Origin of the sequence: Prevotella communis, from assembly GCF_022024175.1 — a bacterium.
GTDB classification, from domain to species: Bacteria; Bacteroidota; Bacteroidia; order Bacteroidales; family Bacteroidaceae; genus Prevotella; species Prevotella communis.
Genome location: NZ_CP091794.1, coordinates 466,994 through 484,818, shown reverse-complemented (window position 1 = coordinate 484,818; position 17,825 = coordinate 466,994). Strand labels below are relative to the sequence as shown.

General features: G+C 49.0%; 12 protein-coding genes. 10 read left to right on the top strand and 2 right to left on the bottom strand.

Going from position 1 to position 17,825, the window contains the following annotated elements:
* Window positions 1–4: 4 nt before the first annotated feature.
* Together L6466_RS01880 and L6466_RS01875 are read right to left on the bottom strand one after the other, a co-directional pair.
* Window positions 5–1,555 carry a bifunctional metallophosphatase/5'-nucleotidase gene (locus tag L6466_RS01880; protein ID WP_237802252.1) on the bottom strand — a complete coding sequence of 517 codons (1,551 nt, stop codon included), beginning with the start codon at window positions 1,553–1,555 and terminating at the stop codon, window positions 5–7.
* Window positions 1,556–1,573: 18 nt separating this feature from the next.
* Window positions 1,574–3,541, bottom strand: coding sequence for a tetratricopeptide repeat-containing sensor histidine kinase (locus L6466_RS01875; RefSeq protein WP_237802253.1), 1,968 nt, complete (start codon window positions 3,539–3,541; stop codon window positions 1,574–1,576).
* 261 nt (window positions 3,542–3,802) lie between these two features.
* Here L6466_RS01875 and L6466_RS01870 point away from each other — a divergent pair, with 261 nt between their 5' ends.
* From L6466_RS01870 to L6466_RS01825, 10 genes are all read left to right on the top strand, one after another.
* On the top strand, window positions 3,803–4,342 hold the full coding sequence (locus tag L6466_RS01870; protein ID WP_237802254.1) for an RNA polymerase sigma factor: 540 nt from the start codon (window positions 3,803–3,805) through the stop codon (window positions 4,340–4,342).
* 51 nt (window positions 4,343–4,393) lie between these two features.
* Complete coding sequence (locus L6466_RS01865; protein ID WP_237802255.1) at window positions 4,394–5,299, top strand: hypothetical protein; 906 nt, start codon at window positions 4,394–4,396, stop codon at window positions 5,297–5,299.
* Window positions 5,300–5,301: 2 nt separating this feature from the next.
* The gene (locus L6466_RS01860) at window positions 5,302–6,507 is read left to right on the top strand and encodes a hypothetical protein (RefSeq protein ID WP_237802256.1); all 1,206 of its coding nucleotides are present in this window, start codon (window positions 5,302–5,304) and stop codon (window positions 6,505–6,507) included.
* 248 nt (window positions 6,508–6,755) lie between these two features.
* A complete protein-coding gene (locus tag L6466_RS01855; RefSeq protein ID WP_237793530.1) occupies window positions 6,756–7,655 on the top strand; it encodes a hypothetical protein in 900 nt (299 codons plus the stop codon).
* 38 nt (window positions 7,656–7,693) lie between these two features.
* Complete coding sequence (locus L6466_RS01850) at window positions 7,694–9,559, top strand: TlpA family protein disulfide reductase (protein WP_237793531.1); 1,866 nt, start codon at window positions 7,694–7,696, stop codon at window positions 9,557–9,559.
* Between the two features lie 41 nt (window positions 9,560–9,600).
* Window positions 9,601–11,592, top strand: a complete 1,992-nt coding sequence (locus L6466_RS01845) for a TlpA family protein disulfide reductase (protein WP_237802257.1) — start codon at window positions 9,601–9,603, stop codon at window positions 11,590–11,592.
* 42 nt (window positions 11,593–11,634) lie between these two features.
* Window positions 11,635–12,231 (top strand): hypothetical protein, encoded by a 597-nt coding sequence (locus L6466_RS01840; RefSeq protein ID WP_237793533.1) that lies wholly within the window; start codon window positions 11,635–11,637, stop codon window positions 12,229–12,231.
* 28 nt (window positions 12,232–12,259) lie between these two features.
* Window positions 12,260–13,930 (top strand): TlpA family protein disulfide reductase, encoded by a 1,671-nt coding sequence (locus L6466_RS01835; protein ID WP_237793534.1) that lies wholly within the window; start codon window positions 12,260–12,262, stop codon window positions 13,928–13,930.
* A gap of 7 nt (window positions 13,931–13,937) precedes the next feature.
* Complete coding sequence (locus tag L6466_RS01830) at window positions 13,938–16,301, top strand: thioredoxin-like domain-containing protein (RefSeq protein WP_237793535.1); 2,364 nt, start codon at window positions 13,938–13,940, stop codon at window positions 16,299–16,301.
* A 25-nt stretch (window positions 16,302–16,326) separates the two neighbouring features.
* Window positions 16,327–17,820, top strand: a complete 1,494-nt coding sequence (locus L6466_RS01825; protein WP_237793536.1) for a TlpA family protein disulfide reductase — start codon at window positions 16,327–16,329, stop codon at window positions 17,818–17,820.
* Window positions 17,821–17,825 lie beyond the last annotated feature (5 nt).

Genomic DNA, 17,825 nt, shown 5'->3' with positions numbered 1-17,825 from the left:
CTTCTTAATCTTCAACGAACGTGATGCGCCCCTGCGATCTGGCATAGGCGGCATCCACCATACCGTTGGCAAAGGTACTCAGATAATCAGCCACACATTCGGCATACAGCTGGGCTGTTACGGGCAACTGAGGACAGTTGTTCATCATGCCGCCTTTCAGCGTATAGTCTATAGTGCCTATGGTATAGCGACGCTGCAGGTCAAGCGGCTTATAAGAATTGTCCGACGGGTCGAGCACCTCCACATCCGTCACCCTGTGACTCTTGCTATGCACGGTGAAGCGCATGCCCGACACATGTGGGAAGTTACCCTCCTCATTGGGCAGTTGCGCAGTACATTTCTCCAGCATCGTCATAATCTGCTGACCAGTAGCCACCATCTTGATGACATAATTCTCGAAAGGCAACGTATTGAGCACATCACCATAAGTAATCACTCCAGCCTTGATGCTGTTGCGCAGTCCGCCACCATTGGTCAGACCTATCTCTGCCTGTACAGCCTTCCGATAGGCATCCGTCACAAGGTCGCCAAGATTCGTCTCACCACTACGCACCAGTCGCTTACCACTGGCATCATTGATGGTCAGTTCGAAGTCCGACTTGCACAGCCGTCTTGAGGTCTGCTCATGGATTTGTGCCTTCACATCGGCCAGCGTAGCAGCCACCTTCTCACTCATATAGGTATTCTCGGCCGCAGGCACCAGAGTAGTATATACCTTACCATCCTTGATGACCAGTTTGCCGAAATTAGCAAACTGCGTGCCTGTGGAACTGACAGGAATCTTCTTGCCATCCAGATTGACGATATCCGTTCTGGCATAGGTGTGATGGGTATGTCCGTCGAGCACCGCATCAATGCCTCGTGTCGCAGCAGCCAGTCCGTAGGAGTCCACACCCGTATCAGACTCCACCTCACCCAGATGAGCCAGCACGATGACATAATCGGCTCCCTCCTTGCGCGCTTTATCGGCAGCCTGCTGCACCATCTGATAAGTCTCCTTTGTATGGAGGTCGTACAACTGACGTCCCTTGTCGTCAAAGAACGAGTAAGCCTCAGCATCCATCGATTCGGGCGTACTGACACCCACGAAAGCCACACGCTGGTCACCATACTGCCTAATGACATAAGGCGCCATCAGCGGTTCTGTACCCTGATAGTCGTAGAGGTTCACGCAGACAGCCGGTGTATTCAGCCCTGGCAGCAGTTCCATGAGGCGCGGCATACCAAAGTCGTACTCATGATTACCCAGCGTCACGGCATCATAGCCAACGCTATTCATCAGCGTCACGATATACTCACCTTTCTTCAGCGAGCAGGCCACACCACCCGAGAGATAGTCGCCACAGCTCACCACTGCCGTCCAAGCCGTATCACTCTGACTGATGGCATCACGCAGACCGGCCAGTTTGGGATAGCCGTCAATCTGTCCGTGCACATCGTTCTCGTAGAGCACCACGATACTTTCCTGATGCTGCTGTCTGGCAACATGCTGACCTGTAGAGCAGCCTATCAATGCGCCCACGGTCAGAAGCAGGATACAAAGGTTCTTTTTCATAGGTATTTCACTTTTATGTTACAAAGGAAGTGTCATCACGAAGCGGGCACCCGGCTGGTAAGTGGTATCCAGTTCCACATCGCCACCCAGACGGCGGGCAATAGAACGAGCCACCGTCAGACCGATACCTGTACCATCATAGTAGTTGTCCAACTGCACGAACTCCTCAAAGATATGATCAGCCTCAGCAGCAGGCACACCGATACCCGTATCCTCCACCACGAAGCGCATCATCTTGTCCGTCTTCTCCAGTATCAGCCTGACGCTGCCCTGCTTGGTGAACTTACGTGCATTATCCAACAGGAGCTCCAGGGCACGTGAAGCCTGACGCATATTCGTGTGCAGCACGACGGCCTCCACATCGGGTGCCACCTGCATCTCGAAGGTGATATGACGGGCCTGTTGCATACGTGCCTCTTCTGCGGCCTGCGACGCTATCTGCGGAGCCGACACATCATCATGGCTCTCGATCACAGCCGTACTGTTAGCATCACTCAGTTCCAGCATCTTGTTCACCAGTCCTGTGATACGGTCCGTACTCTCGATGATACGTGTATTGATATCATTCTTCGTGGCCTCATCAAGTTTCACATCCGGTGCCGTGATAATCTGCGTAAAGCCGGATAGCACATTCAGCGGCGTGCGTATCTCATGCGAGATTTGCTGGATGAAGTTGGTCTTCATCTTCGAAGACTCCTCGGCACGGGCGTTGGCCACCTTCAGCAAGGCATGCTCACGGCGCAACTTTGCTGCTGCCACATGTCTGAGATACATCGCCAGCAGAAGGGCTACGACCAGTACGACAGCCATACCGATGAGGAAGCGCGAACGCTCCAACTGGGTCTGCATCTTCAGTTCATCAACCTTATAGAGCGTGTTCAGCTCGTCCAACTGGATGCGCATCTCACGGTTAAACACTGAGTCCTTCTTATAATAGAGGTCACGGAAGGTCTTGGCAGCCTCATCCATCCGTCCCATCTGCAGATAGGCCTCACCACGGAAAGCGGCCACATCGCCACCAGCATTCAGGTCGAGCGCCTCCAGACTGTCGCAATAGGCCAGCACCTGCTCAGCCTGCTTTGCAGCAAGGGCATAATGCACACGTACATAATAGATACGGTATTTGCCAAGCGGGGTGCCACAAGCATTCTGCATCTCTTCCGCCTGACGAATCTCCTGTTCTGCTTCCTCCAGACGGTTCAGTCCGGCAAGGGCCGAGGCCTTATTACAACGACAGGCGATATAGGTGGGGAAATGCAGTTCTGGAAATGCCCCCTTACGTTGCATGCGGTGCAGGATACCCTGCTCCCACTCCCTAGCGACATCCAATTCCTCGTAATAGCGGTGACTCTCGTCCAACGTCTGACAAAGGTAGTCGAATACCGTCGTGAAGGCCTCCACCTCGCTCTCGCGTTGTTTCAGCTGTTTGATACACTCACGAAACACATCGACAGCCTGGTCATACTGACCCATGCTCTCATAGACCACACCCATCAGCTGATAGGCAGCAGCCTTACCGAAGTTATCATCATTCTTCTGGGCATCTTCCAACATATCCTGGGCTTCGCGCAGGGCCGTCTGGATACGTGAGGAATACATATAGACGCAGGCCTTACTGTCCCACGTGTCATAATAACGGTTCCACTGACGGTGTTTCTTAAACCACGCCATCTGCTCAGGAGCCTCTTTCAGGAGCATTGAGTCCAGTGCGCAGTTGGTCAGCACGGCCACTTTACTCCAACGAGCCTTTCCCTCGCCCTCTATATTCCGTTCATCCTGTTCGAAAGCAATCCATTCATCCAAGCAGTCAAGAGCTTTCTGGGGGTCATCCTCACTACTAAGCAGTTGCGAGAGTTTCATATAGGCTTTGGAACGCTCATTGCCTTTCAGTGTGGGAAGAATCTGACGCAAAGAATCTATGGCAGATGCGCTCACCTGCAGACTTACACTGCATAATAGTATGATAGTAATTATGACGGTTCTCATTATCTTCTCTATACCTATTTATATTCAGTGTGCAAAGTTAAGCAAAAAAAAGCATTCCCGCAAAATTTAATAATAAAACTTAAAAACAGAACAATTTCACTTAACTACCCTCAATTTATTTGGAGGGTACGGATTATTGTATTAATTTTGACAAACCAAAGACCATTAAAAGGTGCAATTAAACTTTTTTTGAAAAAAAATCGCGAAAGTGCGAGATATTTTCCTAAAACTGTCGTATAACAAATAGAGATAGACAAAAAGATGAGTGCTCTGACAGAGACAGAACTTGTAGAGGCCGTCAGGCAAGGACGGCGCGAGGGACAGACAGAGATGGTCAGTCGCTATGCCGAGCGTGTCTTCGCCATGATAGCGAGACAGGTGCCCGACATGATGGACGCCCAGGAGCTGACACAGGACACCTTCCTGCGGGCCTTCAGTCATATCGACAGCTACGCCCCTCACAAGGCTTCGCTCTCCACCTGGCTCTGCCGCATCGCCTACCACCTGACACTCGACCATCTGAGACGACGACGGCCTGTGATTGTAGCGATGGAAGACAATACTGACATCAGCGACGAGGAGCTGGAGGCAGAACTGAACACAGGGCGCGAAGAGAGAATAGAGCAACTGATGGAGGTGATTGACACACTGCCAGACGACGAGCGAATGCTCCTGACACTCTACTACTTCGAAGACCGTCCGCTCGCAGAGATAACCTATATCACAGGTATCGAACCTGCAGCACTGGCCAACCGCCTATACAGGACGAGAAAGAAACTCTATCGCAAGTTAAATAATTGAAGATTCATTCAGCGCTGAAAAGAATGTTTCATGTTTAATGATTAATGTTTAATGAATAAGATAAAAGATACAGACCTGCGCGAGGCGCTACATAGGAAATATGCTGAGACGCCCAAGCTGCCTGCCGACTTCATGAAGAAGATGGAGGAAAAGCTGGAAGCCGCGCCTTCCCGCGTGCCCAGCGATCCTGTCGCAGGGAAAGCACGCCGACCTTGGCGCTGGATAGCCGCAGCCGCCTCGCTACTCCTCCTCATCGGCATAGGCGTCACGCTGATGCCCTCAGGAGAAGAGGGAGAGCCTGGAGGTCTGACAGCACAACATACTGAGACAACGGAGCAGCCCTCCGATAGCAACACGACGAGTTACGACCAGCAAAACGACGAGTTGCCATCAGCAATACAACGAGTTGCTGTCAACGACAAGGAGGCCGCAATTGAAGAAGAGGTACCCACGGAGGAAAATGTTCCTGCCTACACCTCTGCAGACGATCCGAACCTGCATTACGCATCGAACGTAACAAAGACGGACACCCTGCCCTATCAGAATCCAGCCCGTGTGGACGAATTCATCACCAAGTTTGCCAATTATTACAAGGTAAAAGAGGGTGAATTAAAATGCTCCGCCACCCAAGACAGCAACGTGGTCAGCGCCGTTTACGTCTTCCCTGACACAAAGGAAATAGACGTTTTCAGCAGATTACTGCAAGCTGCCTGCTGGTATAGCGACGAGACACCCGGCTATCTGTTGAGTTTCTCTCACCAGCAGTTCTTCTTCGAACTGAAGGATATGCGCCAGCAGTTGCACTACCGTTGGATTGCCGAGCGTGTAAATGGAAAGATTCTGCTCTACTGCACCCACGCACCATTGGGCACCAAAGAGTCGTCCGCATGCTACCAAGAATATCGCGATGAGCTCATGCATATAAAGAGTATTAACAACAAAACAAAAAAGATATGATTATGAAACGTATCGTAACCCTTAGCCTATTGGCTATTGCCTGCCTCACGATGCAGGCACAAACAACCTGGCATCAGGCAAAGCCTATGCAGACGCAAACGAAGAAGCAGGACGTTAAACAGAACGTCAAGTTCCTGGCAAAGTGCGACGCCTTTTTCATGGCAGCTGTTCCTGAAGCAACCATTGATAAGAAAACCAAGAAGAAGACTGTTGTCTGGAAAGACACAGAAAACAACTCCTGGCACGAGAACATGGGCTTTGTGAAGAATGTGCCCACCATCGACAGCCTCGAAAGCATCTTCCCCAATTTCATAAATCGTGAAGATTATGCCTACCTTCCCGTTGTATGGCAATTGACAGAGGAGAACGACGAGACCGTGCTCCATTGCTATTTCCGTATGCCTGCCGACATCGTAACGAACCTATGGCTCTGTAGCGACGAGTGCGTCATCCTCGACAAGGAAACAGGCGTTATCTATCAGTCGCGTCGCACAAATCCCGATTGCTACGGTAAGGTGTTCAGCGTGAAGGAGAAAGAAGGCACCATCCTGGACTTCCAGATCTTTTTCCCCAAGCTGCCTGAGACCACCAAGGAAATCTGCATCTATGGTGTGCCCAACTGGTATATGCGAGGCATGGATGTGAACCTCAACACACAGACAGGTCACTTCTGGCAGGAATACAGAGGATTAGGCTCCTGGGACAAAGCGCCTAAGTTCCACGAGGCCCACCTCGTGAGCGAGGCAAAAGATTATGACAAAGACAACTACCAGTCATGGGCTGTCTATAATGATGCGCATCTCATCAAGCCAGTACCAGAAGGCACCTATGCTATGTGGTGTACGCCTGAAGCCACCTATCTGGCTGAGGCCTGCGAGATGAACTGGATGCGCGAGTATTTCGGTCGTGGCGGCAACAATATTCTTGTTGACCAGCGGGGTCATCAGTATAAGTGCAAGGACGTGATTGGTTATCCTAACAACGATCTATTCTGGGTAGAGGGATGCACAGGCGACTACTTTGCCATCGTAATGGTATTCGAACCCATACCTGATGAGACAGAGACAATTACCTATATTGTTCCTGAGGGCGAACCTTTCGCCATGTGGGGAGCCAACTGGAGCGGCTCGGTAAAGAGCTTCAACATCAAGGAACTTCGCGACAACCAGAAACTTTTTGAATATCATCCTCGTGTAGTTGTGAAATAAATTACTCATCATAAATAAAACAAGTTTTTCTCACCCTAGGGACAAGACATGGAACGCAGAGATTGCGTCCCATGTCTTTGTCCGATAAAGTGATAAAGAAATTTAAAAGTACATTTTTTTCGTCAACTACTATTAAATGGTTTTGGAGTATAATACAGAACATACTATATTTGCAGTACTAAAACTATAGTACGTCCTAAAACTCTAATAAACACGAGTATCTAACAGTAAACCAATTTTTAATCATTATGACAAAAAACATTATCGGCCTCATGTTACTCATGAGCAGTTTGACATTCACAGAGACACGCGCTCAAGGTAACAACGACTTCAAGATTGACGTCAAGGTAACTCAGGGCATCGAGGATGCCGGCTACCTCGTTCAGGTCTTCGACCGTAACCAATCAGCACGTAAGTTCCTCGGAAAAATTGACGTTGTCAACAAGCGCTCTGCATTTGAGACCCATTTGGACGAACCACTCGTTGGTGACCTCACAGCCATCTTTCCTAATGGCGAGGTCTGCACGGCCTGCGTCCGTTTCCCCTTCGTACCAGGCGAGGAATGCCACATCAAAGTGAAGAACGGTACTTTCGAGCTCACAGGCACAACGTTCTATCAGCAGTGGGCCGATGCTGATGATTTAGAAGAGAATGCCCATAAGTATTACAAGCAGTGGGAGACCGACTCCATCATTCTCAACTACTTCAAGAAGCACGCCAACGAGGAGGGTTGTGTAATGCGCTACTGGCAGTACGAGGTATTGCCTCGCCCCACCATTCTGAAACTCATACCCGACAATATGCGCAACGGACGCTTCAAGTCTTTCTTCGACCAGCATAACGAGGACTATGTCGCAGCCATCGTTTTAGACAAACCAGATACGGTCGCAGTCTACGATGCCGAGGTCGATGAAGACGAAGTCGAGGTTGATGAGCCAGAAGGAATAGATGTGATAGAGATGCCCGATGTTCCTGACATAAGCTTCAACTTCGATTTTGACAGCAATGCACCCAAGATGAGCCGCAGACAGATGAAGAAGGCCATTAAGAAGCAGATGAAGGTACTGGAGAAACAAATGACCAAATACATGATAGAGATGCAGAAACACATCGAGAAAATGGGTCAGGAAATCGAGAAACGCAGCTAGGAAGGCTGCTATTGAGTACAGAAAAAAAAATTGCAATCATGAGATTTAAAACCATTATCACTTTACTGCTTGCCCTTGTCGCTCTGACAGGACAAGCTAAAGACATTATTTGGGAGAACCCCTCAGCCTTTATGGGAAACTATAACGGCATGTTTTTCATCAATCAGGTAGAACTGAAGCCTACGGAGACAGTGCTGCACATCACAGCCAACTACCTGCCTCACAATTGGATTCGCTTCGATAAGCATTCCTATCTGCAGACACCCGATGGCAAGAAATACGGAATTACAAATGGTCTGAAAACCAACGAACAGGAGTCAGACCTTACACCCGACTCACTCTTCTGGATGCCTGAAAGTGGCATGGCCCAGCTGGCCTTGCATTTCAAGCCCGTACCCCTCGACACCAAGGTGATGGACTTCTTGGAGAGTTATAATGATGGCGACTTCAAGTTCTGGAATATCTGCGACGGCAAGACGAAACGGGAAGTGGTGATTCCTGAGGACTGGAAGAACGTGAAATATGCCAAAGACGAGACTCTGCCTGCCGCAAAGATCAAAAAAGGAATAGCCACCATCAAGGTGAAGATGCTGGGCTTCAAGAAGGGTATGGAGTTGGATTTCTTCATGCACAACCTTCAGCCACTGGGTTCTAATGACCGATTCAATAAAGTGTTCCGTTTTGCCGACGATGGTACGGTGAAGTTTGAAGTGCCTCTGTGGCTGACACGTGAGGTGACCGTAGGCGTAGAGGGGATGGCTAATGCCAATATCGTTATCGGCCCTGATCAGGAGACCAACATCCTGATGAAGGTCACCTCCGCCCATCAGCCGTTTGTAGCTTTCAAGGGCTACATGGCAAAGACAAACATGGATCTCACAAAAGCAGATAACGAATTTGAGACCTTGATGGACGAAGATAACACCTACCTCAAGGTCAGGGAGTGCAACACGTCGGCAGAACGCCTGCAATGTCTGACGGACATCTTCAACCAGCGCACCGAAGCCATTAAGAAAACCAAGTACACCACCGCAGCCAAGGACCTGCTGTACATGGAGGCCGAAAGACAATTCGCGAAATGGACTCGCAATTTTGCCAGCACATTCAGTCTATATGGGCTGACAGCAAACGGTATGGTGTATAGGGGAAATGACCATTATCTTGAAGATGTAGAGAAGAACAAGGATATGCTTACCCTTCCCGCCGGTGAAGCGAATTACACCTGGAAATACCTCAATGAGCCAGGCTCACCATGCAGCGCGGCATTCTGGAATACGGAGTTGAGATCTTATGACTTAAGAGCCTCTGAGAAGAGTGTTTTCAATACGGATGTGTGCTTGATACCTACCCTTTTGAGAAACATCAAGGACGATGCTTCCGATGATGTAGTAAAGGAAATGCTTACTGATGAGGATTGCAGGAATGTGGTCCGGGAATACATGGCTGAACAACGGCGCATTGCCCAGCAACTGGGCAGTCAGGAGCATGTATTCTATCAGAAACTCGACAACGTTGCGCCTGAGAACATCCTACAAACCATCCTCGATAAATATAAGGGCAAGGCCGTGCTTATCGACATCTGGGCTACGTGGTGCGGACCCTGCAAGGCTGGTCATGCGGCTATGAAGCCTTGGAAGAAGGAGTTAAAAGGCAAGAATATCCAGTTTGTCTATATCACCTCACCTACTTCGCCCCTCGCCACTTGGCAGGAGATGATCAAGGACATCGACGGCGACCACTATTATTTGACAAAGGAGCAGTATAACTACATCCTCGACAAGTACGAGTCGCAGGGCATTCCCACCTATGCCATCTACGATGCTCAGGGCAATCAGACCTTCAAGAACATTGGTTTCCCAGGTCTCAAACCCTTCAAGGTGGCAGTAGATAAAGTGCTGAAGTAAGGGTAAAGGGTAAAAAGTAAATAGGTAAAAAGGAAAAAGCAATGAAATCAACCATCATCACTATTCTGCTCGCCCTGCTCAGCGTGGGTATTGAAGCAAAAACCTTTAAGACCATCAAGAACCCCGTGGCGATGGCACACAACATCCACGGGGGTGAGTTGAAAGCCCGCGAAGTTGTCTTCAGGGATACGGCGACGACCGTTCATTTCACCTTAGACTATCCCAAGGGACAGAATTTCAGCATCAGCAGCACCAGTTTCCTGATTGACGAGGAAGGAAATCGCTACCCATTGCGCTCGGCCGAGGGGATAAAGCTGAATTCATTCGGAGAATCAACTGGGTCGAAAGACTTCACGCTGCACTTTGAGCCCATGCCCAAAAAGGTGAAACTGTTTGACTATAGGGAGGCCGACAATATGAGGGCGTTCTATCTGATGGGCATCCACGACCAAAAGACGAAGCTCAAGGTTCCCACCTTACAGGAGATACAGACAAAGAACCCTTACAACGTACCTGCCGACTGGTTCAAGACAGACACGATCACTATCAAAGGTCGCATTGAAGGGTATAACGCAGAGCAGTTTGGTTTCACCTCAATGGAGTGTGTCTTTGAGGATGTCTTCGAGAAGGATGATGCCACGCAAGTGCTCGATATCAACCCAGACGGCACCTTTCAGAAGAAGTTCCAGATCAGCTATCCCATCTGGCAGACATTCCATACATACGACTCCAAAGTTGGCTTCGACGCCATACCGTTCTTTGCCCGTCCTGGCGAAACGATTGACATCACCGTCAGGAAAAATACTCAGGGGAAATATGAGTGCTATTATAATAGTGGTAGCAGCAAGGATGTGGAGCGTCTGCTGAAATCAGAGCACCTCTACCAAAGTCTCTGTTTTCCGCTAGCTTACTTCAAAGGCAAATACTGCGAACTGCCAGCCATAGCTGAAAGCACATGGAAGAACATGCTCTACCTGTTCAACAACGAATGTCGTGACAGGCATTACACGCCATTCGAGGCACAGCTGGCCCTTGCAGATTTACTGACTCTCTATGCTGAATCTATCTTAGACTATGGCATGTATCATGAGATGGACCTGATGAAGCAAGAGCTACGCGATGGCATCTATTACACAGAAATCCTGGATAGTGTGGAATGGCAGGAACTGTCAAAGATGGACAACTACAAGCCGCTGCACCGCATAGATTTCAACAATCCGCTGATGCTCTCCAGCAGTAGCTACAGCCATCTTCTCAACCGCGTTCAGTATGCCACGCCTGTCAGGAATCTCGTATTCAGTACATTGAATATCAACGACAAGGATGAGGGGATGGCCATTGAGGCCACAATCGAGAACGAGGTGAAAAGCATGCAACTTAGCTACGACGGTTGGCGTCAACTGATGGGATGTGACCACGATAACCTGATAGCACAAGTCAGCACCCACAAGGATTTCATGAATAATTTCAATGACTGGCGTCAAAACGGATGGATTGATGAGCTTACGCCCATTTGTGCCAACAGATACGCCAATGCCTATGTCCGCCAGAAGACAGAGCAGTATTACGAGCGCAAGATGGCGCAGAAGGAACTCTCCACCCCTCTGCCAGAGAATAATGTAGCTGCTGATTTGATTCGCAGCATCTCGGCTAAATATCCAGGCCGTTATCTGATGATTGACTTCTGGGGCATGGGATGCGGTCCATGTCGCTCTGCCATCCAAAGCAGCAAGAGCCTGCGTGCCAACATTGCCAAACGCGATGACATCAAACTGGTATTTATCGCTGAGGAACGCATTACCGGAGGTAGCGATGCCTACAAGAAATACGTAGCCGAATGGCTGGCCGATGAAGAAGCCATCTGCATCTCAAGTGCCGAATTCTCCCGCATGCAGGAACTCTTCCAGTTCAATGGCATCCCCCATTACGAGACCTTCACCCCCGACTGTCGCCGTGTCCGTGACGACCTCCGTTTTCATGGCTATTATAACCTGGAAATGCAATTAGATCAACTGAAAGAGAAGCTCAAATAAGAACATATATTATATCAATATATATACTTTAAGCAAAAAGAAATGAGAAAGAGGATTTATTTTCTTACAGCGTTGTTCGCGTTTTCTTGCGTCGTATATTGTTTTGCAGAATGCTCCAGTGCAAATCGGAAACTGAAAAAACCAGTTTTCATTGCGAGCAATGATGGATCAAAGATTTACGATATAAAAGCTACCGACAACTACGACAATATCTTTTCATATCATATGGAGATGGTTCAGAATGAGATGGGAGGTGTCAAAGTGAAGCTACATGATGTCGACACTAATGGAAAAGAACTTGTCGATTCGATTTCCTATGCAGGTGTTTTCGTCGAGAAATTCGTATTTCACAAAAAGGGCTTTGAGGACTCCGATACTTTATACGCCTGGCGCGTGCAACTTCATTATGGAATGGAAAATGAAATCATGTTGAATAATGTAGGTACCACGCTAAAGATCTTCGGCAAGAATTATGGCAAGAATGTCTCCGTTTCCACTTCAGATGGTATAATTGCTTCCGAAAAGACCATAACGGATGGTGTTACAGAGATCAGCATTCCTAAAGGAGTGGAATATCTCAATGTAGATATAAAATATGACGAACAAAAACACTTCCATTTCAAGTATCCAGTAAGATAGCAACGATAAAAGAAAAACAAATCGACCAATGAAAAAATCTATTATTGCCTTTCTGCTCACCCTGCTCATCATTCCTATAGGCATGGAGGCAAAGAAGAAAGTGAAGAAAGAAGAGGTGCCACAGTTGCTGAATTATCCCAGCGCAGACTGGAACGAATACCGTATGCATGGTGGTGAGATGGTCATCAAGGGTCATGTAACAGCAGATGATTCTGCTAAGTTAAAACAACTGAGTAACAACGTCAGAATCATCATGCGTGACTACATTGTGCGCAAGGAGGAAACCATCCCCTTCAAAGTCGAGGAAGACGGCACATTTTCGCTCAATATCCACGTACCTTATCCTATGTTTATACTCTTCTATCCGTTGGCAGGCGTGTATGCCTGTCCTGGGGACACAGTCGAGTTGACGTATGACGCTACGAAACCCATGCAGAGACCAGGCGACAATGTCACATTAAGTGGAAAGGGTGTCAGTGCCGAGGCGAGCAAACTTTTCTTCCCTCTTATGTACAAGTACCTTGTTACTCTGAAAAGCCAAACACACGTGGCACATCCTGACTCGCTGCTGAACTGGAGGGATGCGCAGGTGGCAAAGCTGGATGATTTGGTGCGCCAGATGAATGCTGGACTGCCCGAACTTGAAGGTTGCTCACCCAGGACATCCGACGTCCTCCGTACGTATTTGGTTTCGCAATACTTGTATGAAATCTGCCACCGCTACTATATGTTCATGGACTTCGTAAAAGAGAATGACGGCGTTTACGACATTGACAAGGAAGCTTACTGGCAGCAGTATTTCAGCTTCTTGGCACCTCGCGAGAAATACCTGCTCGACAACCCATTGCTGATGATTGCCGCTGACGAATTTTTCTTCAACAGGATGGAGTACACGCTCATGGAACCCGTGCAACAATCTAGCATCAAAGGTTCTACATTAGCCATTGACTATTATCTAGAAGCAGCAGAAATATTGACGGAAAACAGCACATTAAGTCTACGTGAAGCGAGGAAACTGGCTATGAACGAGCTGCACGAAAAGCTGAATCTCAGCCCCACAAACTTCTGTGCTCAGGTTTGTATGGTTCGTGATCTGTTCTACAAATTGGAATGGGGTACCGACTATGGTGTTGCTGCCGAGGAGGTGGCAAGTACACTGCCCTATATCACCAACCCCGAGCTGATGCGCCGTGCCGTGTTGCAATACCGCGAGTTCGTGAAGGTGAAAGAGTCGGAAAAGCAATTTGTCGATGCCAACAGCATCCGTCCATCTACTGATGTGGAGGGCATGAGCGATGGCGAGAAGATACTCCGCAAACTCATCGAACCTTATCAAGGCAAGCTCATCTATGTGGACATCTGGGGAACATGGTGCGCTCCTTGCCGAGAGAACCTGAAGGAGTCGTGGAGGGTGAGAGAAGCCCTGAAGGACTACGATATTGTCTATCTCTTTCTGGCCAACAAGAGCAGCGACGAGGCGTGGAAGAGCGTCATCTCAGAGTACAACCTGACGGGGCCTAACTGTGTTCACTACAACCTGCCCGCAGACCAGCAAAGCGCCATCGAGCACTATATCGGTGTCAACGGCTATCCCACCTACAAGCTCATCGACAAGCAGGGTGTCATCCACCCCCTGAACTGGCAACATGCCGACAACTTGAACACCCTCATTGAAATTATCGACAAATTCAGCAAATGAAATGAAAATGAACAAGAAAACTATCATCACCATACTGCTCGCCCTCGTCGCAATGGCGGGACAGGCAAAAGAGAAAGCGATTGTGTGGGAACAGCCCACTACGGAGTTTGGAACCAGCTATGGCGACGGATTCTTCTACCTCGCCCTTGATGTAACGAAAGTAGAACTGAAGGCCGACGAGACGGTGGTGTATATCACTGCCCAGCAGCGTTCTGACGATCCCGACTACTCTTTTCTGTTTGCCGGCGATACCTACCTGAAGGTGGGCGACCAACGCTATACTATCACGTCAGCCGATAACATTGAACTCAACAAGTTTGTACAGACGAATAAGAACGGTCAGCGCGACATGGCGTTCCATTTCCCACCGCTGCCGAAGGGAACGAAGGTGTTCGACTTCATCGAGGGCGATGGTGATAGGGCTTTCCAAATCAAGGGCATCAAGCCTGTGGAGGAACGATGGAAACAACTGTTCCCTTCCTATTGGCGCGACAATAACGGCGACTGGAAGATTGCCTTCTTCGAGGACTGCGCCATCTACGACTGCAAGTTCTGGAACTACAAGCAACGCGACGTGAACCAGAAGACTGGCGAGGCTATCATCCTTATGACTAACGGCAACGATGAGTTAAAGGTCATGGTCGGCAAGGACAAGAAAGGCCAGCGTCCGATACAGATTGGCAGCGACAAGAAGGTCTATTCGATGATAACCACCCGCTTCCTGCCCGACTATCCCACGAAGGACACCCGTGAGGGCTTTGTGGATACTGGCTACAAGGAGGATACCATTACCGTCGTGGGTTGGATTAAGGATATGCCGGAGCAATTCAAGCAGTTGAAGACCTTTGATTTCGGTTACGAGAACATCTATACGGACGAGCATCAGTCTGTCAGCGCCGACTTGGACGAGCTGGGACGCTTCATAGCAAAAATTCCCGTGCTGAACAGTACGGAGTTCTTCATTGACTGGGAGCGTTGCTTCGTCCGCACGATGTTCGAGCCTGGCAAGACCTACTTCATGCTCTACGACTTCAAGGAGGGCCGCCGTTATTTCATGGGCGACGACTGCCGATTGCAGAACGAACTCTTCAAGTACCCGCTCGACTGGAAGTCCATACGTATGGAGGATGGCGACAAGGATTTCAACAAGTATATCGCTTCGGTCGACAGCCTCCTGAAGGTGCAGGGTGCCGTCATCAACCAACTCTGCGAGGAGCACCCCACGCTCTCCACCCGCTTCAACATATTCAGGAAGGGCAACACGCTGATGCAGCAAGCACGCGACTTCGGACAGTCACGTTTCAGAGGTCCCAACTTCCAACTCCCTGACAACGCCCGCCGTTATGCCTACGACAACTTCTGGACGAAGATGAAGAAGCCCTACACCCTGCACCGCGACATCGGCAGTTTCCTGAACGACTATCTTGATGACGTTATACGCCGTCGTGAATTCAATTTCTCCTACTCCTACATTGACCACTTGCCAGAAATAGCCGCAGATGAGCAGGAACTCAACCTCCTCAATCGTTGGAAGGACTGGATTGCTGATGCTCAGAAGAAAGTGGACGCTGCGGCCACGGACGAAGAACGACATCAGATTGCAGACAAGTTGAACGCCGACAATGCCGAGATGATCGAGCAGGTGAACAAGATTCTCAACGGCTCGCGCTTCAACCGAATGATGGACAGCAAACTCCTCTTTGCGCAGATGAAAGAGCAAGTTCAGGTGCTCGACTCGCTGGGTGCCGACCAGTTTATCAAGGATTTGTGGCTCGCACGGGGGATATATAAGGAGATAGACAACCGTCGTACGGCGATGCTCCCAGAGGTCATCGACACCTTGAAGACAATGGTCAGCAACCCCGTCTGCATCGCGATGGTGGAGAAGCAGAACGACTACTACCTGGCCATCGAGAACCGCGAGTTCGACAAGCTGGTGCTCAAATCGTCAGACAATCTGGCTGACCTCAGCGAGGGCGAGGCACTGCTGAAGAAGATTCTCGAACCCTACAAGGGCAAGTTCGTGCTGCTCGACATCTGGGGCACATGGTGTAGTCCATGCAAGGAAGCCCTCTCGCACTCTACCGAGGAATACGCCCGCTTGAAGGACTACGACATCCAATATCTATATCTGGCCAACGGCAGCCCGCAGACGGCGTGGGAGAATGTCATCAAGGAGTATAATGTCAGCGGCCCGAACGTGGCTCACTACAACCTGCCCGCCGAGCAGCAGGCCGCCATTGAGCACCACCTCAATATCCACAGCTGGCCAACGTACAAGCTCTTCGACCGCAATGGCAACCTGCTCGACCTGAAGGTAGACCCTCGCGACCTCGAAGGTCTCGCTCGCCTACTGGAGCAGATGAAATAAAAAACAGTCATGTACAAATAAACCAATGAAGAAGTTTTTTTTTACGATGCTCGCCCTTGTTGCATTGACGGGGCAGGCGCAGCCTATACCACAAGACTGGTTCCAAACAGATACCATCACCATCAGAGGACGTATTGAGAATTTCGATGCTGAGAAGTTTGGTTTTACAACGATGACATGCTATGATATGGATGTGTTAGAGCATGAGGAAGAAGTAATTATACTCAATATTGCTGCTGACGGCACGTTCGAGACAAAATTCCAAGCCAACTATCCAGTCTTTAATGAATTCTTCAACTCGGATTCAAAGGTCGGTTTCAGAGATATGTATTTCTATGCCCGTCCTGGCGAGACTATCGACATTACCGTTAAGACGAATGCCGATGGTCAGTACGAATGCTTCTACAACAGTGGCAGCAGCAAAGATTTGGAACGTTGGCTGAAGTCGGGATTGACTGTAGAAAACCTTAGCCGGAGTCGTACTTTAGCCCACTTTGAAGGGAAGTTCAGCGAAGTAGGTAAGGAGGCAGAAAGAACGTGGCAGGATATGCAATCTCATCTGCAAGAAAAAGGCAGTCAGTTGCACTTTACGCCTCTAGAAATGCAGATGGCTTTGGCCGATCTGCAAGTGATTTTTGCCTATGCCATGATAGATTATTCATGGAATCATTGGCAAAAGGTCACAAACATAGAAGAACGTGACGGTGTCTGGCATCAAGAAGTTACGGACAGCGCTGAGTTGAAGGAGTTTGACAAGCCGGAGAACTATAAGCCGTTGCGTCACGTAGATTTCAATAATCCCCAACTGATAGCAACAGCATTATTTCCTATCACTCTCAACCGCTTACAATTCTTTTTACCCAGTAAAGCTGCTAAATGCGAGATTTTGGGAACTGATAACGACAATCTCATGGTGCAGCTTCACAACTATAGGAATATGATAAGTGAATTTAAAGAATGGCGTGCCCATGAGGAAGACATTCCAAAAAAAATGCAGGAATATCTCAGCACCGTCACCCATCCCGTCATCCGACAAAAGGCCGAAGCCTTCTATGCTCTGCAGATGGCACAGACAGAGACATCCTCACCCCTGCCTGTCAATAACACTTCAGCCGACCTCATTCGCTCGCTGTGTGCAAAATATCCTGGTCGCTATCTGATGATTGACTTCTGGGCAATGTGGTGCGGATCCTGTCGCTCGGCTATTCAGAAAAGCAAGGAACTGCGTGCCAAGGTGGGCAAGCGTGATGACATAAAACTAATCTTCATCGCTGGCGAGCGTACTGCCGAGGGTAGCGAGGCCTATCACAATTATGTCAAGGAATGGCTTGGTGACGAAACGACAATTTGTCTCACCAATGAAGGATTCTCCCGTCTGCAAGAACTCTTCAACTTCAACGCTTTTCCTCACTATGAGACCATCACCCCTGATTGTCAACGTGTTAGTGATTTCTATCAGATTCACGGATATGACAACTTAGAGACTGAATTGGAATTACTGAAAGAGAAACTCAAATAAGAACA